At 36.3% G+C, this 24716-nt stretch carries 24 protein-coding genes; 4 read left to right on the forward strand and 20 right to left on the reverse strand.

Features of this window, described 5'->3' with window-relative positions; all coding sequences use genetic code 11:
• Positions 1-7: 7 nt before the first annotated feature.
• From BXY64_RS20385 to BXY64_RS20405, 5 genes are read right to left on the reverse strand one after another with little or no spacing between them, the layout of a single operon-like run.
• Complete coding sequence (locus BXY64_RS20385) at positions 8-217, reverse strand: hypothetical protein (protein ID WP_120241812.1); 210 nt, start codon at positions 215-217, stop codon at positions 8-10.
• Between the two features lies 1 nt (position 218).
• On the reverse strand, positions 219-1181 hold the full coding sequence (locus BXY64_RS20390) for an NHL repeat-containing protein (protein WP_120241813.1): 963 nt from the start codon (positions 1179-1181) through the stop codon (positions 219-221).
• Between the two features lie 11 nt (positions 1182-1192).
• On the reverse strand, positions 1193-2620 hold the full coding sequence (locus BXY64_RS20395) for an outer membrane protein assembly factor BamB family protein (RefSeq protein WP_120241814.1): 1428 nt from the start codon (positions 2618-2620) through the stop codon (positions 1193-1195).
• Positions 2621-2678: 58 nt separating this feature from the next.
• The gene (locus BXY64_RS20400) at positions 2679-3926 is read right to left on the reverse strand and encodes an outer membrane protein assembly factor BamB family protein (RefSeq protein WP_120241815.1); all 1248 of its coding nucleotides are present in this window, start codon (positions 3924-3926) and stop codon (positions 2679-2681) included.
• A 32-nt stretch (positions 3927-3958) separates the two neighbouring features.
• Positions 3959-5170 carry an outer membrane protein assembly factor BamB family protein gene (locus BXY64_RS20405; protein WP_120241816.1) on the reverse strand — a complete coding sequence of 404 codons (1212 nt, stop codon included), beginning with the start codon at positions 5168-5170 and terminating at the stop codon, positions 3959-3961.
• Between the two features lie 430 nt (positions 5171-5600).
• On the opposite strand from BXY64_RS20405, the gene BXY64_RS20410 reads away from it, so the two are divergent.
• The 4 genes from BXY64_RS20410 to BXY64_RS20430 all read left to right on the forward strand — a co-directional run bounded on the left by BXY64_RS20410 (position 5601) and on the right by BXY64_RS20430 (position 10067).
• On the forward strand, positions 5601-6314 hold the full coding sequence (locus BXY64_RS20410) for a hypothetical protein (RefSeq protein ID WP_147376060.1): 714 nt from the start codon (positions 5601-5603) through the stop codon (positions 6312-6314).
• Positions 6315-6529: 215 nt separating this feature from the next.
• Positions 6530-8725, forward strand: coding sequence for a carbohydrate-binding protein (locus BXY64_RS20420; RefSeq protein ID WP_147376061.1), 2196 nt, complete (start codon positions 6530-6532; stop codon positions 8723-8725).
• Positions 8726-8737: 12 nt separating this feature from the next.
• Positions 8738-9553, forward strand: a complete 816-nt coding sequence (locus tag BXY64_RS20425) for a hypothetical protein (RefSeq protein WP_120241820.1) — start codon at positions 8738-8740, stop codon at positions 9551-9553.
• Positions 9546-10067: a GNAT family N-acetyltransferase gene (locus BXY64_RS20430; RefSeq protein ID WP_211334567.1), complete on the forward strand. Its 522-nt coding sequence runs from the start codon at positions 9546-9548 to the stop codon at positions 10065-10067. The genes BXY64_RS20425 and BXY64_RS20430 overlap by 8 nt, the downstream gene beginning before the upstream one ends.
• A gap of 407 nt (positions 10068-10474) precedes the next feature.
• On the opposite strand, the gene BXY64_RS20440 is transcribed toward BXY64_RS20430, so the two are convergent.
• The 15 genes from BXY64_RS20440 to BXY64_RS20510 all read right to left on the reverse strand — a co-directional run bounded on the left by BXY64_RS20440 (position 10475) and on the right by BXY64_RS20510 (position 24693).
• Positions 10475-10936 carry a hypothetical protein gene (locus tag BXY64_RS20440; protein ID WP_120241822.1) on the reverse strand — a complete coding sequence of 154 codons (462 nt, stop codon included), beginning with the start codon at positions 10934-10936 and terminating at the stop codon, positions 10475-10477.
• A gap of 157 nt (positions 10937-11093) precedes the next feature.
• Complete coding sequence (locus BXY64_RS20445) at positions 11094-11828, reverse strand: TlpA family protein disulfide reductase (protein ID WP_120241823.1); 735 nt, start codon at positions 11826-11828, stop codon at positions 11094-11096.
• A 14-nt stretch (positions 11829-11842) separates the two neighbouring features.
• Positions 11843-12937 (reverse strand): serine hydrolase domain-containing protein, encoded by a 1095-nt coding sequence (locus BXY64_RS20450; protein ID WP_120241824.1) that lies wholly within the window; start codon positions 12935-12937, stop codon positions 11843-11845.
• A 31-nt stretch (positions 12938-12968) separates the two neighbouring features.
• A complete protein-coding gene (locus BXY64_RS20455) occupies positions 12969-13613 on the reverse strand; it encodes a hypothetical protein (RefSeq protein WP_147376062.1) in 645 nt (214 codons plus the stop codon).
• Between the two features lie 60 nt (positions 13614-13673).
• Complete coding sequence (locus tag BXY64_RS20460; RefSeq protein ID WP_120241826.1) at positions 13674-14627, reverse strand: hypothetical protein; 954 nt, start codon at positions 14625-14627, stop codon at positions 13674-13676.
• 242 nt (positions 14628-14869) lie between these two features.
• Positions 14870-15403 carry an STM3941 family protein gene (locus tag BXY64_RS20465; protein ID WP_120241874.1) on the reverse strand — a complete coding sequence of 178 codons (534 nt, stop codon included), beginning with the start codon at positions 15401-15403 and terminating at the stop codon, positions 14870-14872.
• 10 nt (positions 15404-15413) lie between these two features.
• Positions 15414-16460, reverse strand: a complete 1047-nt coding sequence (locus BXY64_RS20470) for a hypothetical protein (protein WP_120241827.1) — start codon at positions 16458-16460, stop codon at positions 15414-15416.
• A gap of 326 nt (positions 16461-16786) precedes the next feature.
• Positions 16787-19141: a TonB family protein gene (locus BXY64_RS20475; protein WP_120241828.1), complete on the reverse strand. Its 2355-nt coding sequence runs from the start codon at positions 19139-19141 to the stop codon at positions 16787-16789.
• Between the two features lie 332 nt (positions 19142-19473).
• On the reverse strand, positions 19474-20244 hold the full coding sequence (locus tag BXY64_RS20480; RefSeq protein WP_147376063.1) for a hypothetical protein: 771 nt from the start codon (positions 20242-20244) through the stop codon (positions 19474-19476).
• 32 nt (positions 20245-20276) lie between these two features.
• Positions 20277-21413, reverse strand: coding sequence for a hypothetical protein (locus BXY64_RS20485; RefSeq protein ID WP_120241830.1), 1137 nt, complete (start codon positions 21411-21413; stop codon positions 20277-20279).
• An 85-nt stretch (positions 21414-21498) separates the two neighbouring features.
• Positions 21499-21822, reverse strand: coding sequence for a hypothetical protein (locus BXY64_RS20490; RefSeq protein ID WP_120241831.1), 324 nt, complete (start codon positions 21820-21822; stop codon positions 21499-21501).
• Positions 21815-22159: a hypothetical protein gene (locus BXY64_RS20495; RefSeq protein WP_147376064.1), complete on the reverse strand. Its 345-nt coding sequence runs from the start codon at positions 22157-22159 to the stop codon at positions 21815-21817. The genes BXY64_RS20490 and BXY64_RS20495 overlap by 8 nt, the downstream gene beginning before the upstream one ends.
• 3 nt (positions 22160-22162) lie before the next feature.
• A complete protein-coding gene (locus BXY64_RS20500) occupies positions 22163-23254 on the reverse strand; it encodes a hypothetical protein (protein ID WP_120241833.1) in 1092 nt (363 codons plus the stop codon).
• Positions 23255-23317: 63 nt separating this feature from the next.
• Positions 23318-23773, reverse strand: a complete 456-nt coding sequence (locus BXY64_RS20505; RefSeq protein WP_120241834.1) for a hypothetical protein — start codon at positions 23771-23773, stop codon at positions 23318-23320.
• Positions 23774-23985: 212 nt separating this feature from the next.
• On the reverse strand, positions 23986-24693 hold the full coding sequence (locus BXY64_RS20510) for a DUF4241 domain-containing protein (protein ID WP_120241835.1): 708 nt from the start codon (positions 24691-24693) through the stop codon (positions 23986-23988).
• Positions 24694-24716: the final 23 nt, after the last annotated feature.

Here is a 24716-nt window from a genome sequence, read left to right on the forward strand (position 1 = left end):
TTAGCAACTAGTTTTTAGAAGCTTGTTGATCTCTTTTGAATTTTAAGCCTTCTGGTTTTTTACAACTTTTTAACTGCTTACAATCCTGACATGGAGTGGTAAACTCACAAGTCTCTTTCGTTGTATAGTTTCTATAAACAAATACCCCGCTAATTGCAGCCAATCCCGCGATTATTAATCCTCTCAACCCACTTCTTAAAAAATCTCTTCTTTCCATTCTATTTTGCTTCAAAAATTCTGATTAATCTTTTTACTGGATCCAAAACCAAGATCCTATCTTCTGAATCTACAGCCAAATCAATACCAACCGTTCCTGGTTCAAACAAATCCGGAGCAGCCACTACCGATTTAAAATCTCCTGAAGGGAGATGTATTTTTACTCTTTCCAATCCTTTTTCAGCGGTCACAAAAGAACCATCAGATAAGATGGCAATATTCGACGGATTGCAACATCCACTAAAGCCTTCCACACTCATCGAGGTTCTGTTCCAACTTGATATTTGTTCTCCTTTAAAGTTGTATGCCTCAAAAGCATGTCGGCCCGGATTTACCGCCCATAATTCACCTTGTCTACCAATCAGCAAATCAAAATATGGACTAGGAATTACAAAACCTTTTATTCCTTCTGCCCGATTTTCTTCACCAATTTCCTTTATTTTAATTCCATCAATACTGTAATGATGAATGATTTTCTGACCAGCATCGGCGATAAAAACATTGGTATCCTGAACGGCAATTGAAGTAATGTAAGTTCGATCTCCTTTTACAACAAAGCTGTTTCTTAAACTCCCATTGGGTTTCCTGATATCGATACGATTACTCATTCCTACCAGAATATTACCATTCTCCATTACTGTGATACAAGATGCTGCCTGTCTTAATTTCAAACTGTTAATTTGCTTGCCCTCCGAGTTGAGTACAAGTACATTTTTGTCTGTTCCTACATAAATATTATCATCCTGATCTACGGCAATGGTATGAATTTCATCTGCATCAATTTTGATTTGCTTGCTCTCTTTATGACTGATTTTTGATGCATCTACATGGCGTAAAGAATTCAAATCATACTCATAAACATTCTCCTGGCTCACATTACCTGTTTTAAACAGATCTTTTGCCATGAATGCTATCAATACGATTAGCAAAACAACAGACAACCATAAAATCAATTTATTCTTCATATCTGAATTCTTTAATAGGCTCTCACATCAATACATACCATATGTTTGTCATCTCTCATTAACAAACGTCCATCAACAACAACCAAAGGTCCCCAAGCATCGTGTCCATCCATAATTTTGGCTTTATCCAAAAACTGGAAACTCTTTGATGTAGCCTTAGCAATGCTTATGGTTCCATCATCTTTAAGGATAAAGAATTTACCATCTGCAACTACATATGGTCCCAAACCAAATCGATGTGCTGAACCACTATCCCAAAGTATCTTTTGACTATCATTTGGATCAACACAAACAAAACGATTTCTTAAACCACCGGCATCCTTAGGAAGAATACTAAACATGTGTCCATCATATAAAATAGGCGTTTGCTGTTCTGATGCTATTCCATCTTTAGGCTTGAATTTTTGTAAGGTTTCAACCGAATATTTATTACCTGATTTTTTTACCTGCAACAAAATTCCTCCTGCACCATATCCTGCTGTCATGTATACTTTGCCATTGCCAAAAACAATTGGCGAAGGAGCCACAACCGAAGGAGCAAAATCTTTTGTTTTCCATAAGATCTCTCCCAAGTCATCACCTTCTGCAGAAACACCAACAATACCACCTACTGCGGCATATACCCACATTTTTTTACCATTAAAATTCATTGGCATAACAGATGAATGAGACATCTTCCATCCATCAGGATTTGGGGTTTCCCAAACTACTTTTCCCGTAGCACAATCCACACCCATTAGTAAAGATGATCCTCCTGGAGCAATAATGGCAATATTGTCGACGATAATCGGACACTGACCGGTATACCAAAAAGGTATTTCAGACATGTAATCCTTAACCAAATCAATTCCCCATAAGAAATCTCCCGTATTTGGATCGGTACACATCACGTGACATCGAGGTCCAATCGTAATTAAATACTTATCATTGATAGCTGGAACAGTTCTGGATATACCATGATTTCGTTTGATACGCACTCGATACCACCTTCTCCACAACTCTTCTCCTGTTTCCAATGAAAAGCATCTTAAAGCATCTGCTTTTTTCACCTCATCGTAATCCAGCACATATACCTTTCCATTGTAGACCACAGGAGCAGCATGACCTTCTCCCAGTTCTACCTGCCAATCAATTTTAGGTCTGTTTCCCCATGAATTAATCAATTTTGTTTGGTCTGCTGAAATATTATCTGAATTGGCTCCGCGAAACTGAACCCATTTACCTTTCAAGTCAGTAGATAACTCTTTAAAGAAATCAAACCCTTCACCAATCTTAACCTTTCCTCCACTGGATTCACTTTCCTTCGGACGATTGTCCATTCCCGGAATACTTGCATGAATATCTTTAACCGGATTGTATAATAACCAATACACAAACAATACTGTTGCCACAACAACAGCCAAGAGAATTAATCCTTTTTCGCTTCTTTTCGACAGCATATACTTATTCGTAAGAAACCTGTCAGGTTTTTAAAACCCAACAGGTTTAACATTTACATTACTCTTTTATTGAATAGGCCATTAATGCATTTTCATGACGCACATACATCACCCCATCTTTTATTACCAAATGAGACCAGTGAGGACCTTTTCCATATGGCACTTTAAATTCACTGATGATTTTGAATTCATTAGGATCAGCTTTCACCAAAGCAATATTCCCACCTTTTTCATCATAGCAATACAACATGCCTTCTGCCGAGATAATAGAGCCCTTGGTTTGCCATTTGGTTTCATACATTTTTTCTCCCGTATTCCAATCCAAACAGCACCAGTTTCCCATTCTATTATTCACCCAGTTTGCACCATAAATGTATCCATCTAACAATACGGCTCCGCCATGATGCACATCAAGCAAAGAATCCACATAGGCCAATTCAACCCCTGATGCATCTTCGTTTAAGTTCAGCATTACCGATTTGTGATCATATCCATTGGTCACATAAATCTTACCATCTTTGTACAAAGGTGTATTGGTATTGATATTTGCTTTCCATTTTCCGCCAGCGTAAGCTCCGTAGTCAAATTTCCATTCTATTTTTCCATTATCCGGATTTACACCAAACACATTCTTTTCAATTACCGTAACAATCTGATTCTTGCCATTTCGATTAATCATTAATGGCGATACATATCCGGGCTTGTCATTCAAACTTTCCGATTTCCAAATGGTTTCTCCCGTCATCTTATCCAAAGCAACCATGGTGGTTTCATCTCCACAAGGAGTATAATAAACCATATTTTTATAGAGTAGAATCGATTCGGAAATTCCCCAAGTACCAAAAGTTCCACCAAATTTTTCGCTGGCATTTACTTTCCAGTTGATATCTCCACTTAAAGCATTTACACAAGCAACATCTCCCTTTCCACTTGAAAGGTATATTCTATCATCTTCAATGGTTGGAGTAGCACGACTATCTATAAATGAAGCATCCCATCCTTTACCATAAGGTGTTTGCCACTTTTTATTGCCATCCATATCAAAAGCCAAAAGATAATCTGTAGAATCAATTAAGCCTGTCAGGTAAATTGTATTGTGTGCAATGGCAACCGAAGAATATCCTACAGGAATACTATCCTTGTGCCATAACATTTTTGGCCCTTCCTCAGGCCATTTTTTCAACAGTCCTGTTTCATTGTATACTCCTGTTCTGTTTGGGCCTCTCCACTCTGTAAACACTCTTTCTTGTTTACATTGAGTTAAGGCAAAACAAGCAATAAGACCAAGTCCTAGTAATCGTTTCATAGTTTAATTGGTTATATGTAGTGTTATCGTTTTTACTTTGCAATTGAATACACCATTAATGAACTTCCATGGCGCACATACAGTTTCTTGTTGTGAATTACCAAATGCGCCCAATGTTGCTTTTCACCATAAGGAACACGGAAGGAACTCACCTTATTAAATGATCCATTGCTTACATCAACCAAAGCAACTTCTCCGCTATCTCCGTAACAGTATAACATCCCGTCAGCATAAATCACATTTCCACGACTCAACATTTTCGCTGAATAAAGAGTCTCTCCGGTTTTCCAATCCAAACAAAACCATTCGCGGTTTACATGACCTGATCCGTAAATCTTACCATCCAATAAGATCACACCTCCCATTTGGTTGTCCAGTTTCTCATTTCTCCAAAGTTCTTTCACACTTGAACCATCATCTGCCAATTGCAACATTACACCACCTTTGCCATATCCGCTAAAGCAGTACAGCATTCCATCCTGGTATACTGGCGTATTCGGATGAATCGAATATCTGTTGGGATGATCAACGCTCCATAACATTTTACCATTTTTTGTATCAATACCTACAATTGAATTTTGAGTATGTGTAACCAATAAACTTCTGTTATTCAATTGTATTAAAGCAGGCGAGCAATAAGCTGATTTCTCTCCCTTTGCAGCAGATTTCCAGATTAACTTACCATCATTTTTATTCAATGCAATTACACTAGCCTGACTTCCACCAGGTGTACAAAAAAGCTTTTCTCCTTCAACCAACAAGTTTTCAGTTACACCCCAACGAATATTACTTCCTTCATATTCATCTATAATATTCTTCTTCCAAACAACATCTCCATTTTCTGCATTCATGGCAACAAGCTCTCCAAGTCCGCTTAATACATATAACATTCCATCGTTAACCATAGGAGTAGTTCTTACACCATCATAAGAATCCATCCATTCTTTGCCATAAATTTGTTTCCAAACTTGTTTTCCTGAATGATCAAATGCAATCACAAAACCTTCATCTCCTTCTGTTCCTCCGGTATAAACATACTTTTCAGTAACAGCAGCAGATGCATGACCATCTCCCAGTTGATCGAAATGCCATAGCATATTAGGACCTTCGGCAGGCCATGTCTTTAAAAGATTAGAGTCTGGATATTTACCGTCTCTGTTTTCTCCGCGCCATTGAGCGTTATTCTGTGCAAAACCAGTAAAACTTGAGATAAGAATTACCAGGGATAAAAAAATACGTAGCATGCTTGAATCATTTATATAAGTTAAAACACTATAAAGATAATTGCTATGAGTTTTATTAAAGACAAATTCACCCCTGCACCTTCAAATATGTTTTAGGTCTAAATAAAAATGCAGTTCCACAAGCATTTTTTATACCAAACATGAAAAACAACTACTACCCACCACTGTAAGCAATCAAACACTATTTAGAATCACTCTAACATTGTCCGATTTCGTTACATCACCGTCCGTTATTGTACTTTTCAGACTAAATAGTCTTTCTTAAATTTACAATAACAAGTTAAACTCACCTAAAGCAAATAAAAAGCATTATTAATTCGGACTATATAATTAAAACTGTTTTAACAAGTTTTTAACTTTCATCCTCCCTCACATTAGAGCTGATCAAAATAAAACCACTATCTTGTATATCAAACTAAGACATACACCTATGAAAAATCTATTATTATCCTCCCTCTTTATGATTGCCATATTATTATCGGCTTGCAAAAACGAAAGACAAAGTAAATCTATTGACGTCCCTGATGGAAAAGAAAAAATCACAGTAACAGAATTGATTAATGGCAATACATACTCATACATCAAAGGGAACAATGAGAATAGTGAAATTTGGGTTGCAATAAGAAAACAGCCAATTGAAATTGGCAAAACCTATTTTTACAAAGATGCTTTGCCAATGAAAGATTTTCACAGCAAGGAATTAAACAGAACTTTCCCTTTAATCTATTTCTTAAACTCCATCTCATCTGAGACTTCTAAAAAAGCAGATTTTAATCATGGATCACAAATGAAAAAACCAACTGCTGTTAAAGTTGAAGTAGACATTAAGGCCAGCGAAGACTTTACGAATATTGAAAACATCTACAAAAAGAAAGATCAACTAGTCAATTCAATTATTAAAGTAAAAGGAAAAGTAACCAAGTTCAACAAGAATATATTAAACAAAAATTGGATCCATATCCAAGATGGAACAGAGTACAATGGCAATTTTGATTTAACCATTACTTCGACCCAAACGGTTAGCACTGGTGAAGTAGTTGAATTCAAAGGCGTTCTAATTACCAATAAAGATTTTGGAGCTGGATACAAATATGATGTTCTTTTAGAAAAAGCAGTAAAATTAAACAATACAAAACATCAATAAATTTTATAATAAACTTTTGATTATTTGATTTATTTTATATAATTTTAATATCAATCTCAATTACTACATACAACATTACTTTTTACCCACTATGAAAAAACGGCTTCGGTCGTTTTTTTTTATCACATTATCACATACAATCGCTCTAAAACATACGATAACAATTTCAATTAAAGATCGATTTGTTAATTTTAATGCTGATTCAAAACGAAGCTATGCAAAAATATCAGCTAAATCAATACATACATTTTATACTTATTCTCCTTGCGACAGTGAATATGCTTGGCTGTAAATCGGACAACAATTTAATCTTTAAGTCTGATCAATTTTACATCTACCCAAATCGTGTTGAACAGGGCGAATTCCTTGCAATTGCCAAAAACAAAAAGGAAATTAACTCCTCATACCCTTACCTGCAAAACAACAAGTGGAAACTAAAACGCAGTTTGTTTCATTATCCCGCATACCAATCGAATCACGATATTTTAAATGCGATATACAATTTATCTTTAGAAGAGATAGACCGCAAAATTTTGAATGACAGTATCTTTTCTAAAGAAAATATTTCAAGCACTACCTTGGGGTATTCGGGCATGCTATCATTGGCAATGCTTCATCCTAAAGCATGCCAAAATAGTCTTATGCAAAGGGTCAAGAATGATAGAATCATTCAAGATTCAGGAACCGGAGGCTCCTGGCCTATTAGTTCGGACCGTTTGATATGGGCTACAGCCGCATGGGATATCTACAAAGTAACTGGCGATACTGATTGGCTTCGAAGAACCTACTTCATTATAAAAAACAGCATTGATGATGACATCAATTTAATTTGGAATTATCATTCTCATCTATTTAAAGGAGAAGCATCATTCCTAAATCGCCAGGAACAATCCTACCCCAAATGGATGTCGCCTACTGACATATACGAAACCTACTCTTTATCTAACCAAGTGGTTCACTACAAGGCTTTGCTGATACTTATTGAAATGGGAAACCTTCTTAGCAAGGATACACAAAAGTACAATCACATCTCCGAAGCTTTAAAAAAGAGCATCAAAAGCAAATTTAAAATAGAAGGTAAAAAATACCTTAGTCAATTTCATTACAGCAACTACAATTTGGTATCACAACATTCCGACGCGCTTGGAGAATCTCTTGCCAACATCTGGAATATAAGTGAGAATACTGTTGAGAACATTCCAATACATCAATTTGGAGTAGCTTGTTTTCATCCTCAAATTCCCAACATTGCCAATTATCACAACAACAGCATTTGGCCATTTATTCAAGCAACATGGAATTGGGCAGCAGCGGAAAACCAAAATACAAAAGCTGTACTTTGGGGGCTTGCCTCTTCAATCCGATCTACAGCACTATTCCTAACAAACAAAAGAAGCTTTTCTATTGAGAATGGAGACTTCCAGCACACCGAAAACGATTCTTATTCAAACCTTTTAAGTGCATCCGCCAACATCTCCAATTTTCTTCATGTTCTAATGGGAATCAATCTCACAACAGAAGAATTGGAATTTAAACCAGTTATTCCGCGAGAATTCAAAGGAAAACAAGTGCTAAGCAACCTTAAATACAACAAGGCAATTCTTCATATCGAAATACTCGGATTTGGAAATAAGATTAGTTCATTCACTTTTGACGGAACGCCCTACAAAAGAGCCGTTGTCCCTAAAAACATCGAAGGGCATCACAAAATTGTGATTAAAATGAACAATGAAATCCCAGTTGATGAAAAAATAAATGTAGTTGAACATTTGTATTCACCCGAAACTCCAAGCTTATCCTACACAAACAATCAATTACAATGGAATAAAATCAAGAACGCAACTCATTATAAGGTTTATCAAAACGGAGAACTTTTACTTGAAACAAAAGACAACCACATGGTTGAAGTAAACTTCTCTCAACCTGTTGAATTTTGCGTACAAGCAGTGGATAGCTTAAATCAACACTCCTTTCTTTCCGAACCAGTTCTTCTTTATGAAAGCAAGTATGAAAAATTCCTGGAAGCAGAAGTATTTCAAAGCAAGCCAAAAGCAGCTTATGTCGTACTAAAGAAGACCGATAAGGAACCATACTACTTCCAGGTTAAAGCACCTAGAAAAGGAAGCTACAAACTAAGCTTCCTTTATACAAACGGGAATGGAGATATTAAAACCGGAGACAAATGCGCCAGCAGAAGTCTCTGGCAAAACAGTGGATACATTGGTTCGATTGTTTTCCCTCAAAGAGGAAAAGGCAAGTGGAATGATTACGGATACTCCAATTCTTTTTATGTAGATCTAAAAAAAGGTTATAACTTCTTCAAAATTAGTTTTGAAGAATTCAACAACAACATGAATGGTGAACGCAATGATGTTCGCATTGATAAAATTAGATTGCTGAGAATAGAATAATATATACCGCTTATGTATTACGACATAGTTAATAATATGGATGATGATAAGGCAACGGAATACGATTGGGAAATTGTTATTGGTAAACCACGATATCGTTGGTACAAATATGCCCTCAACTCCGTTTACATGATTTCTTCCGTGGATGAAAAATTTGATATCGAAGATGTATCTTTCGATGATCTTGATCCATGGTATGAATGTGTCGACTGGGTTGCTAAAAATGATCCTGAAGCTTTAGCACACATCATGAGCAAGTTGGTAGATCCTGTAAATACAATCGTAAAGAAAAAACTTTTGGAAAACCTGGAGATAAAAGAATACTATTCAGCCTGTCTAATTGTAGACATCAATCTTAGATCAAAGCCTGAACCTAAAAAAAGAAACTTAAATCGTAAAAAAGAAAAGTACCACAAAATTGTAAGCAAAGACATCGTAAACCAACTGGAAGGCATGTCGCAAATGCTTTATAATATAAAAACAACTGCCAAAGAAAAATTACACAAAAAAGATCTACAAGAACCTTTAAGCTATCTACTCAACACCGAAAAATTTGCAGGCACTAAAATTGATCTTTACATAGAAGCTTTAGTATGGATGCATACAAATACTCCTGATGAGTTAAGAAAATTGTTCGATTTTGAAATCCTTATCGAGATTAAAGACAATTTTATAAACTATCTGGCAACAAAAGAACTCTACAAGCTATGTTCATTCTTAAAAAAATACATTCCTGCTAAGGAAATGGATTTCTACTTTGATATCCCTCCTTACAGCGAAGAATTTCTAGATGAAGATTCAGACAGTAATTCATATGAAGATGAATAAAAAACAAAACCTGAAAGCAATATTAGAAACCAAGCGATTACAATTAAGAGAATTGACACCTGAGGATGCACAAAGCATGTTTGATCTAAATTCCGATCCTGAGGTGATTAAGTATACCGGAGACCCACCATTCGAATCTGTCGAGCAGACCAAAGTATTTCTTCAGAACTACGACGACTACAAAAAGAATGGCTTTGGAAGATGGGCCATGATAAGCAAAGCTGAAAACGAATTCATTGGCTGGTGTGGATTAAAACTAAACGAAGAAAAACTCATCGATCTTGGCTTTAGAGTCTTCAGGAAACATTGGAACAAAGGATACGCCAGCGAAGCAGCAAAAGCTTGCATACACTATGGCTTTGAAACATTAGGATTCGATCAAATCACAGGAAGAGTTCTTTCTGAAAACACAGCCTCCATTAAAGTTCTTGAAAAGTTAGGAATGCAATATTGGAAAAGTGGTACATGCCACGGATTTGAAAATGCCAGGTACTACCGAATTATTAAAGCATAAAAACATCCCTGCAAATCAAAACTCGCAGGGATAAGTTCGATTAGCTAGTGTAGTGCTTAGCTGAACTCACACTTAATTTGTCTCTTTACAAAACAACATGTTTTTCAATCTAAAGTAAGTTAATATTACCCCAATTAAATTTAATCCAGGTTAAATATTCATACTTATCACTCTCCCAAAAACCAAGATATATGCGTACAATTCGCACACACAAGACAAGTAGCCGAACGATTTGCCCAATCAAAATTAAAGAAAGAAGCCACTGCCGTATTCAATTGCGCTTCTCGTTCATAAAATAATTCCGCTCCACATATCGGACACTTCAGCAGATGTCCCTTTATTTCTACTCTCTGTGGTTCTGATTTTTTAAATAATCCCATAACTATTAAATTTTAGATATCATCACATTAACTGTCAACACATTGATTTTCCAATTGCAAATCCTCTTTTCTCTTTATATCAAAATATGCCTTTTTATCAAGGAACTGCTTTAAGGTAAAAAACATAGCAAGTATCAATGGAGAACAATTCAATCCTAAATTATAATAGGCATCGGCACTTTCATTAGTACCAAACCACTTTAAACTCATAAAGAACAATGTCATAAAAACAGTCATTATCCCACATGCTGCAATGTATATTACCTGACTTTTAAATTTCTTTTCATCCAAAAACAATTTCTCTTCTCTCTTCGAAATATCTGAGACATCACCCATGCTACTAAATCCAAATGCAATTCCCATGAACAAAACACCCAGACTAACATCGTTAAGATTAGGCTCAAAAACAGAACCTTTAATAATATAGAAAACTGTTAAGGCAAAAAATGGCCAAAACAAATACTGCGAATAATAAAACAATCTAATCATGTCTTTAATTATTTTGTGAAACGATACAATTCGATATTTTACAAACAATTATTACTTCGAGAGATACTCCAGTGCACAATCCAACATCATATCAATACCTTTTTCCCATTCTTTTTTTCAAGCGCTTATCATTTTTGTTTCCGTATCTGCAAAAGAGCTATAAGATCTTCTCTATCTCTTTCCTGATTTCATCACCCTTACCCAAAACGACTTCTCCATTTTCACTCACCATACTTTCAACACAATCCATCACTTGTCGAACAATGCCATTTCTATCTATTACAATGGTTTTAGGGTAAGCAGTTATTCCTATTTGATCGATAAGTTCTTTTCCCTCCACCAAATGATAAAAATCAAATGGATAATCTTGTAATACCTTCTTTACCTGATCTGCACTATTAAAAGTAATGGATACAAAGCGTACTTTTCCCTCATACTCCTTCTTAATCTGATTCAAAACTGGCATCTCTCTTTTACAGGGTCTACAGCCATTAAACCAAAAGTTCAGTACCAAAGGAGCATTCAATAAGCTATCAGAACTGCAAGCATTACCTTCCAAATCACGGAACACAAAGTTTGGAAACTTTTTCCCCACCATTTCATACACCTTCTCGGTACCCGACAAATTAATCTTAACGCCTCCATTCATAACCATTTGCCTTTTGTAGACAATCACAAGAGAATCATTTCGTCTTGTTTCCTCCACAACAATCAAATTCACATTGATATTAGGTTTTGATTTGTTCTTATGAAGCAACACATCTTTTATCTGATCATACTCGGTTTGATCGACAATTCTGCTTTTGCCGAACTCCTTGTAATATTTGGTTTGCGATAAAGCACCAAACGAAATTGCCATAAAGGATAACAGAAATAATGTAATTCTTTTCATATTGCTTTACTTTATCAATTCATTTTACATTCAGGATGCAGCTCCGTCAACGCCTTTACCAGATATTCCAAGGGAATACATTCATCTTTTGGAATCCTTCTATTATCAGCATTGATTACAATTACCAAATCCAATTCAGGAACAACATTTATGATCTGCCCCCCATTTCCTGGAATAAACCACGAATTAAATCCATATTCCGTTTCTATCATCCGCCATTGGTAACAACTGTACAAAGGATGCTTGATTTCAATATATGGCTCAAATATTTTGCCCATCCACTCCGACGAAACCACTTGTTTGCCTTGCCACTTTCCCTGATTCAGATGCAACAAACCATATTTTGCAATATCTCTCACTTTCAGTTTCAAGCCTCCACTAATATCACATACACCATTCTTGAAAAACCAGTCATACTCTTTAATACCCAATGCTTCAAACAGGTTTTCATTGGCAAACTCATCCACATTCTGCCCCGTTGCTCTTCTGATGATTTCGCCCACAATAATATTATTGGGCCCACTATATACATACCGAGTTCCTGGCATGGTATCCATTGGCAATTCCAACGATTCCTTCAACCAATCCTCCTTCTTGTCCATCTGCACACCCATATTTTGCGGATCATCAACAGCCAAAGCGTGCTCGTCCCATTTAAATCCAGATGTATTGGTTAACAAATGCTTTATACTAACTCTCTGCTTTAATGAATCAGCAGCTAAAACGGAATATTCGGGAAAGAAATTCAACATCTTTTCATGCTCACTATTAATCCTTCCTTGCTCAATGGCAATACCCGTTAATATGGCAGAAAAACTCTTTGTGGTTGAGGCTAAAAAATGCATCTCATTTTCATCCCAGTCATTGTAATACTGCTCTACCAACAATTCATTTTTGTGAAGAAGCAAAACCGAATGAACATTTCCATATTTCCCTTTACAAATGTCTGCATTCACCTGCTCGAATCTAATAGTATCAAAAGCATGCTTTTCCAGTGTCGACACCATCAGACCATCACCCTTATCTTCCGGAATGCGATAAGAGTAATCCATCTTCTCTTTGCATCCTGTAAAACCAAAAATGATCAAAACAACAATTAGGATTCTCATGAATTTATTTTTAAATGAAGCGATCCAAGCTTTATTTTACTTCAAATGTCACAGGCGTAATTTTGATTTGATCCGGCAGATTCACGAACATACTCCTGTTCATTTCAAACACACCTCTTTTCTTCAGGACCACGCTATATTCCGAAGTTGTTGAAGCCACTCCATCTACAACGGTGGTATTTATTGTACTTCCATTCACTTTAAAAATATCAGTCTCCTTTAATACTGCGTTAAAAGAGGCATTTGAAACCCCACTAATTTTAATCTTTATCTCTTCTCCCACTCTTCCTTCCTTGGGCATTTTAATTTCGAATGACTCCTCAGGCTGTTCTATCACCTCAACACTTACTGTATTCGAAACAAACTCCCTGCCCATCATCTTTATGGTATAAGGCCCCAATACATTCTTTCCTAACTCATTGGGCACTTCGCTTACAAAAGTTCTAAAGTCATGATTCTGATGATAGTCACCAAAGAAACCATCACTACTTTTTGTATTTCTACCTTTGAAAATATCACTATCGATTCCTTCCAGTGTCAAACGCACCTTTACACTCTTGCCCACTATAATAGTATCACTTAAGGCTTTCGCTTTCAAACTAACATCCCTTTGTGCACATGCTACCATGCTACAGCAAACGAGCATCAACAACAGTAAATTCAATTTATTTTTCATTCTATACAGTTTCATTAGCCAATCATTCTATTTTAATACACTTTACACAAGAAAGGATCTTTAATGTGTGTTCTTCTTAATTCCAAACCTCTTGTTCTGATAATCAATCACGACTACATCACTTAGAAAGAGAGCATTGCCAGTCAAACCAAACACATTGTTCGATTCATAGAAAAAATCATACTTGTTCGACGGATCATAGTACACCTTAAGCTGAGGCAATACTTTCTCCCCAAATCTCAACTCAACATTGGATTCCAAACCAATGATTTTTTTCTTCTCACCCCAAGAATTGATTAATAATGAATCAACAGCCTGGCTATCGCAAATCATTTTGGCATTCTTCTCGGGTGCTGACAATTGAAACATACTTGCTCCAGTATCAAACATCACTCTCAACTCCTGTCCATTCGCAGTAAATGGTAACAATAACCTGTTGTCTTCATTTTCCTTTAAAAACTGAAAAGGGATAAATGAATAATCTGAGGCATTCATTTCCGAAGCATCAGTTATACTCATTCTACTGTTCGGATAATCGATAACCAACACCTTATCCTTCAGAACATCTGTTCCAATACTGCCAATCAATATTTCAACTTCAGGACTGAGCGAATCTACTGGAACCTTCACTCCATAGCCTTGCAAGCTTGCTGCATTCACATTGCAATCAAATACGTCACCTATCTTTATATCCAAATTGTTGATTTGAGGGTATTCACGCATATGAAACTTGCACAAATTAATGGTATCCAACTTCCTCTTTAAATCAGGATACTTCTGATAAAAGCTACCAATGGTATTGCCCCTAATTACCGACTGAGTGGAACCAAGATCCAACTGCATTAAAAATCGATTTGGCAAATTTTCAATCTGCACAGGCAACAGAATAGCCAATTTCTCAATATACCTTCCCGAAACACTATCGTTTACCCATTTAAACTCAGCAAATTTCTGTCCATTAGCATTATTTAATAGTAAAACAATAGCAACAATTATAAATACAAGTCTTTTCATTCATTAATAATTTACACAACACTCTAAGAAAATGGGCTCCGTAAGAATTATAATAGATACCCTTTGATTTACCTCTACTTTTATTGAGTTATTCCAATACCCTAGATCTTTTGCATCCTTTCCCATCGGTGAGAAAAGGATGAGCCATGCGGCTTGAGCAAATCAAAATAGGTATATAGAAAATAGTATTCCATTTTATTTAAATTAATCTAATGACTCATTATATTCCATATAGATCTAATTTACTTTACTCTTTTCCCAAACTCTTCCATCAGTAATTTTTCCAAATCATCGTACTTAATTTTTAACGAATTGGAAGTAATCAAAATCGGCGTACCATACATTTTATAGTTTGCCTTCATGGCTCTACTTATTAATCCATTCTTGGCACGTTCAATATACTTTTCAGGTTTACTGGTTTCAACTAATAAAATTTTATTCGATGCAATTTGTATCGTTTTAATATCTGTAATGTCTTCCCAATCTATCAACCCAACACTTGTTGCATTTGAATTATCTATTATTCCATTTTCATAGATACGTAGACCAACTTTGCTGTCGAATAATTTTGTTGCGATATACACAAAGCACAATCCGAAGAATACAAGCGAAACTACACCCACAATTCGAATGAACTCTAGATTACCAAACAGGTCACTCTGAATGCTTGCTGGATTTAGAACAAATAAAATCCCCAAGGCTACAAATACCGCCGAACCCAATAAGAGAAAAAGCAATTTTTTCTTGCTCAATTCTATCTCAATCGTATTTTCCATATGCTTCATTTTAAAAATCAAAATCAAATCCACCATCCGAAACAGAATCAAACCAGCCACCGCTGTCCGATTCAAATGCCGATTCAAACACACCACTATCACTGGTATCCAAAAACGAATCACCTTCAAGCAAAGTACTTCCATCAGAAGCCGATAAGTCTTCAATGCTTACATCCTTATCAAAAATGCTTCCTTCGACAGCATCCATTCCCGATTCTCCAATCTCACCAAACAAATGCCCATCTTCATTAATGATTTCCGCATCAGAAACATGAATATTTCGGTCAAAACAAAGCTCCGACCACAGCACAGAGTACAACAAGAAATCACTAAATCCATAGTATGCATAAGGAGTTCCCGCATAACTTGATGGCTTAGCCTCTTCTCTGCTCTTTTTCGCCTGCACTTTCTGAACAATCAATCGGTTGGTCGATTGAATCTTCACATCATCCACTCGAATTCGCTTTTGCAACTCAAAACTCATGTTGTTTAAGAATGAATCAAACTTCTGCTTGCTATCATTGATATAGCGGTCGTAACGCTTTTGATTCTTAAACACGCCATTCAGCTTATTTTTCAGCTGTTCACCCTTCAAATCACCAAACTCCTTCAACAATCCACTTACAATAATCTCAATAGGATATTCATTTACCTTGTGGTTTCGATTCACACTAATCTCAATCAAATACTTAAACTCCTCATCTTCGTGCTCCAACACCATCCACAAAGAATCAAAGTATTTCGACATGGTCTCATCAATCTCAATGGAGTACTTGTCCATGGCAAAATCCAAATCAGCTTTCTCTCCTTTGGTATCGAAATAGATCTCGATATCATCATGATTAATTCGAATCACATTATCAATTCCCATGCATGCAAATGTGGAATGCATCTGCTGTATGATCGAAATGGCTTTTAAAGTTTCAATCTCTTTCTTATCTCCAACTTTTCCGCCTGTAATATGGTAAAACAGCTTCCTGAAACTTCCCTCAGGCTTCTCAACCTTGATGTGAGTCAATTGCTCCGGATCTACTGTTACTTTTCCTCTTAAAAACATATCTAATTTCTTTTGATTTTCAACAATTAAGCATCCTGATATACAATAACACAGCACACAAAACAACAGCTATAACATTTTAGCATTACATAAATCCCCACTAATTTAAATAACATTAATTATACTTCTAATCCATTTCCCTATAGATTCATTTTAAATTAGTAAACAGTAACACATCTATTGCTAATTAAATTCTCCACATCCAATCCCCAGAACAATAAAAAAGAGCCTCCTTATTCGGAGACTCTTCCTATTCTTTATCTTCTAAACTTGATAAACATCCTATGCCTTTAATCAATCACCTCTAACTAGAGCCTGAAGACCGATCAACTTCCAAGCTTAAATTCAATCGGCAATGTGTAGCTTACTCTTACAGGCTTTCCTCTTTGTTTACCTGCTTTCCATTTGGGCATTGCCTTTATAACACGTAAGGCTTCTGCATCAAGCAAGGCATGAACTCCTCTTACAATTTTCACATCTACAACACTTCCATCTGTATCAATCACGAAATTCACGAACACTCTTCCTTGAATCCCATTTTTACGAGCTGCTTCAGGATATTTTACATTTTCATTTAAATACTTGGTCAGAGCAGCAATTCCTCCAGGAAAGGACGGCATATCTTCAACCAGCACAAATGGCAAATCCTCATCTTCCTCCTCCTCTTCTTCATACACCTCTTTCATCTCAACCACATACTCTTCATCTGCATCTGAATCCTCAATCTCTAAACAATCCTCTAAAGCGGCACCTTTTACACCAGGTTTGGTCATTCCTCCAATAGCTGAATTAGAAACACCTTGAGGAAGTGGAATAGGTTGTTTCACACTGTTTTGTTTCCCTCCTTTATTCGAGACAATGGTATCGACTGCAATAAACGAAGTGTATTCGGTTAAAAGATTATATTTCAAGCCCAGATCTGTAATTACTCTTTTTAAGCTATCCCTGTTAACATTATTACTCCAACCATCTTTACCCAAATTATTATAATCCCCCAGAAGGCGAATTTTCTCCCTTGCCCAAAGATATTTTAAAGCTCTGTTTTCACTCTTATCATTCTTAATCTCTATGGATTGGGAAATGGCTTTTCCTCCACTTACTCCATTAACAATCAACTTTCCTTTGGCACTTCCTCTGTACTTTCCCGAGATCACAATAGGACGCTCTGCAAACAGATCCGGCACCACCTCAGGCATAACATCATAAGCATTAAAACCATCAAATCGATAAGTGACATTGGTCAGAACCGGCTGCGAAATATATTTTTGAAACTTTTCTGCTACAGACTTTGCCTCCTTTTCGTTTATGGCAACAAATGGTTCCCCATAGCCCACATGCGCCATGCCTTCAATAATGTATCGATTCACACCGCTTCCAATTCCAAAAGAGAAAAAGTTAGCATTCCCCAAATTCTGACGAATGTAATCGTAGGTTTGCTTTTCCACACTAACATAGCCATCAGTCAAAATCACAAACGAACGGGCAAAATCATCTTTCCGATTCATACCCATTGCGGTCTGCAATGCATTTAACAACTCGGTCCCTCCATATCCATTACTATTGTCCATAAAATGGATAGCCTTCTCAATGTTTTCTTGTGTAACAGGCAAGGATTCTTTAGCATAGGTCTGCGAGCCACCCGCAAAAAATACGATATTGAACAGATCGCTTGGTCTCAATCCCCCTAGCAGGTTTCGCATCAACTCCTTAGAAATATCCAATGGAAAACCATTCATCGAACCCGATACATCTACAATAAAAATATACTCACGCGCAGGTATATTTTCAGACTTTACCCTTGCTGGTGGTTGCAACATGGCCAGAAAGAACTTTTCTCCTTCGGCATTGTCATATACCAACACGCCCGTTTCAATCTGCTCACCAGCCAATTTGTACTGCAATATAAAATCCCGATCACCACCATATGGATCAGCCATTGTAATACTTGCGCTGCTCTTTCCTGTATATCCAACTTTATTTTCGTGCGTTTCACAAAGTACACTTTGAATTGCAATACCAGCATTCAAATTCACTTTCAAATCAAGTCTCGATCTTGGTTCAACACCCTCCTTTAAATAAGGATTACCATTCCAATTGCTCTTGTTTCCGGATCGATACTCTTCCTTACTAACATATCTGGGACCAACAACTGTAGGATATACAAACTCATAAACCTTATCGGTAGGAACAAGCAACTCTGTATACGACATGTCTACCTCAACAGTAGCTCCAGGCACAATATTGGCCACACTCATTTTAAAAACATTGGCACGCTCTTCTTCTAGCAAGGATGCTGTTTTCCCCTTCTTCTTTGCTTTATCGTACATCTTTCTGGCCTTCTTCTTCTCCTCTATCTTTGCCCTGATCTTTCTATCACCAATGCTCATCTCCATATCATAAACCGCAGCTCGCGTTGATGCCGGAAAAACATAAATGGCTTCAATGGTCGACTTCCCTGTATTTGTATAGATTTGCTTTACATTTACGTCGGCAATTACCCCCGATACATTCACATCTACTTTCGTAGATTTCAAGGGCAATCTAGCAAGCTCTCCCTCTCCGGTAAGCACAACAAAGTAAGGCGATTCTCCTTTGCCTGTATCTTTTGCAAAAACAATACAAATACAATTAATCATTATCAAAGCCAGCAATACAATCTTCCTTTTCCAGTTCATCTTCATACCAATCTGTTTTTAGTTCAACTCTCGATACCCTCACCCCTTTTCCCTTCACTCAACGGTATCCTACCACTAATATAAATATTATAAACTAAACTTTTAGTTTAAACTCTTGTAAGAATCATTTTAAATAAACACCAACACATCTTTTGATAAATCACAATCCTTTTAATACATTACAAAAAAAGAGCTTCATTACTGAAGCTCTTTTCGTATTTATTCAAATTATAATTCCTATCGTATCAATTTTATTTGCAGCCATTTAAAACCGTGAAATATCAGAACCAAGGAGCTGAAACTTAAGCTCAAAACATCCCTCATCCATCAACTTCATGTTAACTGGTACCCATTGCACTTTTCTCAACAATATAATCTCTCATTCTAATCGGCAAATCCTCAAGAACAACTGCCTGGGTATGATTATGCGAATCAACAAGCATAGTACTCATACGAATCCTACTCATACTATATTCATCCTGAATCGCATAAAGCTCTTTCGTGTAGACAGAACCCGAAACTTCATAAGAATACTGTAATCGGTAAAATGATTTAGAATTTCCAATCTGAAAACTTGGTAACTTAATCTCCGACTGAATCTTTGCAGGTAGTATTTTGAATCCAGACTTTAGCGTTTTTAACAACATCACCTTTTTATAGATTGGAACACTAACAATCACAAAACCAGGCGCTATCAAAACAAACAAAAGACTGATAATATCAATTCCAAAAGCACCATTCTTTGTTCCATTAATTCTTGATATATCCAACTCATCCTTTACATACACAACAGCAACCGTATCCCCCACACCAATCGATTCTTCGTAGCCAAACGATTCTCCTGTAACTCTAGCATCCTCTAGGTAAAACTCATACTTGTATTTCAAAGCCCTTTTACCATTCAGCGAAGAATTCGTTTCCTGCACAGCCAACACAACTCCTTTTGTTTCAGATACCGATTCAGCATCATACTTTGAATCTTGAAAATCAACACTAGGCAAAAAAGCCATTAATATGATCGTTGGTACAAATAATACAAACAATCCCATTGTAACCAACTTTCCTGAAAACAATGTCTTCACTTTTAATCCAAATGGAATTTTATTCAATTGCTTCACTTTTTGCATTTCTTCCTTTCTCCTTATTCCCTTCTCTTCAATTCAACCTTTAAGGATTTTCCTTCAGTATTGGTCCAAACCCCTACAATACTTTTGTTGTCATCCGATACACTTAAACTAAACTCTCCTGTATTATCATCATTCTCATTGTACTCACTTAAAACAAGCCCATTATCTTTCGCTTCTCCGCTCAAGTGAATTGTTCTGCCTACATTATTGTACAAATAAACCCCACTCACATATTCATCCGAATACTTATCAAGCACCAATGTAATAGGATACTTTCCAGCAATATGACCGTAGAATATTTTATCAGAGTAATGCGTTTCAAAATCCCCAGGCTTTTCATCGAAAAGAAGATTCAAACCATACTTCGACAAAAGCGGCTTAATCAGTGAATATTTCATTGTATTTTCAAAATCTCCAATAGCATCCAAGGCTCTCATGGCATGGTTCGAACATCTTCCACGATAAACAACCAACTCCTCTTTCTTTAAACAAAACTCTTTTGAGAAGCTATATTCTTCAATTGTCTTTATACAATCCTCATAAATGGAAACTTCATCATAAGAGTCTTCAAGATCACTTTTTAAACTCTCAATTAAGCTTTCATCATTTGATGCTTGAATTTCTTTATAGATTTCCGAAATCCCCTGGTAAGAAGATGCAATAGCAGCCTGAAGACTCAACTTCCTCTCATTATTGATCATCTTCTTAAAAATTTCATAACCATCTACAGTAAAAAGATCCGGCAGATAAACCACCTCTCCATTGCGCAAATCAAAATTCTCATGATCAGTAGAATAAGAGCTATAAGCCCCCATAAACTCTTCATTCAATTCAACTGACAAGAACGCCTTATTATTCTCAATAATTCTATAATCAACCGATTGCCTCCCATGAAAACGATCTTCTTGTGGCCAATCCTTTTCAAACACATGCTCTTTCTCTTTCCCAACAAGCAGACCAAGTCTATTCATCTGAAGAAACTGATTAACAGCATTCGACACCTTTGAATCTTCCGAAGCCCCAAAAACAGGAAAGGATGATGTCATTCGATTATAAGCATTTTGCTTACGATAAACCTTCTCCACTTTCAATTGTGCAATACCTACAGCAGAATAACACAACAAAACCATTAGCATTAAATTATATTTCATTCTATTTAAAATTATCAACTCATCCCATTACTCAAATTCTTGCAGTTACCTCCCCTTCTCCTTTCTCCTTATTACTTTCTCCTTATTACTTTCTCCTTATTACTTTCTCTTTCTCCAACATCAAAAGAGCAAATACTACAACACCCAAGAGCGGATAAAACAGTGCAGCAACACAAGCCAAGACCACATGCTTCAAATTCTCCTTTCTAAAGTCTACAATCAACAAAACAATCACAATCAGGCGAATTAAATAATTAACGAAATTAGGAATGCTTTGAAGCAAGTCATAAGTTGCACGATCTAAAGAATCCAATATGAAAACATTAACATAGATCCACGGTATTACAAATAGAGATGAAATGATTAATAAAATGATATACTTATTCAATACTTTCAATAACTTACTCATAACGATTATATTTAACCAAACCCATTTTCTCATAGGCCACAACAAACAGAAAGAACAACACTCCCATTAAGGATGAAAAGAAAGTCAATACCAGAATAGGAATGGATTTGATATTTTCTTTTTTCATTTCCTTATACAACAAAACCACAAAGGCAATATTGATTAAATACTCTATTGTCGAAAACAAGAATCCCGTTCCTAAACTTTTCACTATTCCCCCTGGCAATTCCCTTGACAATAGATCTGGCCAAATCGTCATTATAACGTTGGGCAATAAATGAGATAGAATCAACGCAGACACCAATAAAATGGCATACTTTTTAATGTATGGTATCATATTTTAGCTTAAATTTCGTCTATATTCTTGTCCGCCTTGAATTCCGCCAATCGCCTCCATCACCATTTCTTGTTCCAAATCACTTTTCCAGCCCATTTTCGACAATTCATGCTTTACAGCCAGTTCATTTTTTCCTTTCACAAAATGATACATTGCATAATCAATCACCTCAACAGGTACTCTCTCGATAGAAATGTTTACGATAGCAGCAACTGTTCTTAAAAATCCAATCAAGTATGATAGGCCAATCTGAATAGCCCACGAAACAACAAGACCAATAGCACCAACATTCATACTTTTGATTGTTAAACCTTGTTCCATGCGCAATTTTATAAATTCAAAGAATCCAATCGGATCATTTCCATACCTTGTCAGTACAAGCTGATACTGAAACACCTGATTCATCAAAAAGGTAAGAACAATCCCACCGATCAACACATATTTAATTTTGCCCCAATCAGTATAATTACCCTGTTTCATTAAAAGCTTCAAAACAAATGCAAGACTAACGCCCACGCCCAATTCAAATAAAAAGATCACGTACATTCCTTCAAGCGACAACAGCGCAATCACAAATGCCAGGAATAACGATACAACACCAACTCCAAGCAAAGGCACCCATAACTGTGGCTCTTTGTATTTTTCAGGAACAGGCAAAGATTCAGGCACTTCATAATCATCCCAATTGTCCTTTCTCTCAACCTCTTTCTCAAGCTCAACAAGTTTGTCAGCATCGTAGTCTTTCAAAACTTCATTAAAGGCGAAAATAAACAGCTTCACTCTTTTTGAGTTTTTACCCATATCCCACATTTCATTCCCAAGCGATTCACTCTTTACCTCTACTTCGCCCGAATGATTGGCTTTGGCAACAATACTATGTGTCGAACTTCCAAAGCTATTAGCCCTTTTGGCTTCAATCTGATGGTCATCAAAATAAACAAGCTCCCAGTCCAAAGCTTCAAAAGCCATTTTCGCAATCTCAACAAAAACCCTTGCTTTTATCCCTATCCTAAACTCTTCTTTATACTTCGGCGTAAAAGCAAACGAATGCTTTCCCTTTATATCAGCTTCAAAATCTTTATACTTCTTATCCATTTGTGATATCTGTTTTTTTAATTAGCGGTGAATATTCCTTCAAACTCTGACATAAACATTAGCTCATTCCTTTGCATAGATTCTAATCATTCCTCCAACTTTTTTCATGCCATGCTTCATCACTGCTTTAAGCGGAGGAACAACAATTATTGAATCAACCAATTCTGGATTAACAGCATTAAAACCATTTGGTCCACTTGCTTTATCATTAATAAACACATCAGGATTGGCTTTAAAATAAAGAATAGGAAAAACTTGTTTCATAATCACTTTCTTAGGCAATCTTGTTTGAATCACATACAATCCCCCCTTGCCATAATCGCCCATGAACACACAAGCCGAATCTGGTTCAATAAAAAAGCTTTCTACAATATCACTTTCATTAAAATCTTTCAGGAATTCTTCTTTCGATAGATTGATAAAATATCCATCAACAGCCACAATCGGCACTTCTTGCGAATATGCAATAACGGATACAAACAAAAATAAAATCGTGTAAACTTGTTTCGTAAAATTCATATGCTAATTATTTTCAATCATTCTGCTCGGTTAAAACCTGTGCCTTATTACTCACAACCCTCTTTGCAATAAAATCACAAAGCACTCTTCTCATGCCACTTTAACATCTCATCCCCTTCTAACCCTAACTCAATTTGTTGCGGTCAACTCCCCTTCTCCTCGAGGAGAAGGGGCTGGGGGTTGAGGTATTTTCCCAACACAAAATCAAACAACTACTCTTCTTCATCCAAATCAATTAAAAAGTCGATGCAAAGCTCAACTGTTTCTTTTTGGTCATTATACCCCCAATAAGTTGGATAGTAACCATCACCCCAACCTGATGCAAACATCATAACATTCATTTCTGATTCACCGCTAAGAACATGGTTGTTCCAATCTCCTAAATCTCTTGAATATTGATGCGAAGCAGAGTACTTCTCAAACTCCTGAGCCAATAAATCATCGTAATAGTTTTGATCCGGATTCTTTTCATAGAACTCATCCATCTTATTCAGATACCTTACATTGGTTTCCTCATCAAGAAAACAAGCCAAGCCAGCATCAACAGGAAAGCCAAAGTATTCACCATCCTTTATACTGCTTAAATCATCAATCTTCATATCATCAGTCACAGCAAGTATCCAGCTTGTAGCTTTCTCTGCTCGGAACTTAATTTTAGCAAAAGCCACTCTGTAATGTTCAGGTTCAACTTCAGCAATATAAATACACACAGGATATGTACCCGGATGAACCGTACGAGAAAACGGCTTTATGCTATGAGTAAAAAAAGGATCGCTTGCTATAATTCTACCTGTAGGCAAATGAATATTTCCAATCTCTATTTCCTTCAGCTCATCCGAATTCGAATCAGACAATTCATAACGAATCTCCAAGTCGCGATGTGCTAACTTCTGTTTTTTAAATAAATCGAATAATCCCATGTTTTCTGATTAGGACTAACACT

Origin of the sequence: Marinifilum flexuosum, assembly GCF_003610555.1 — a bacterium.
In the GTDB taxonomy this organism is placed as follows: domain Bacteria; phylum Bacteroidota; class Bacteroidia; order Bacteroidales; family Marinifilaceae; genus Marinifilum; species Marinifilum flexuosum.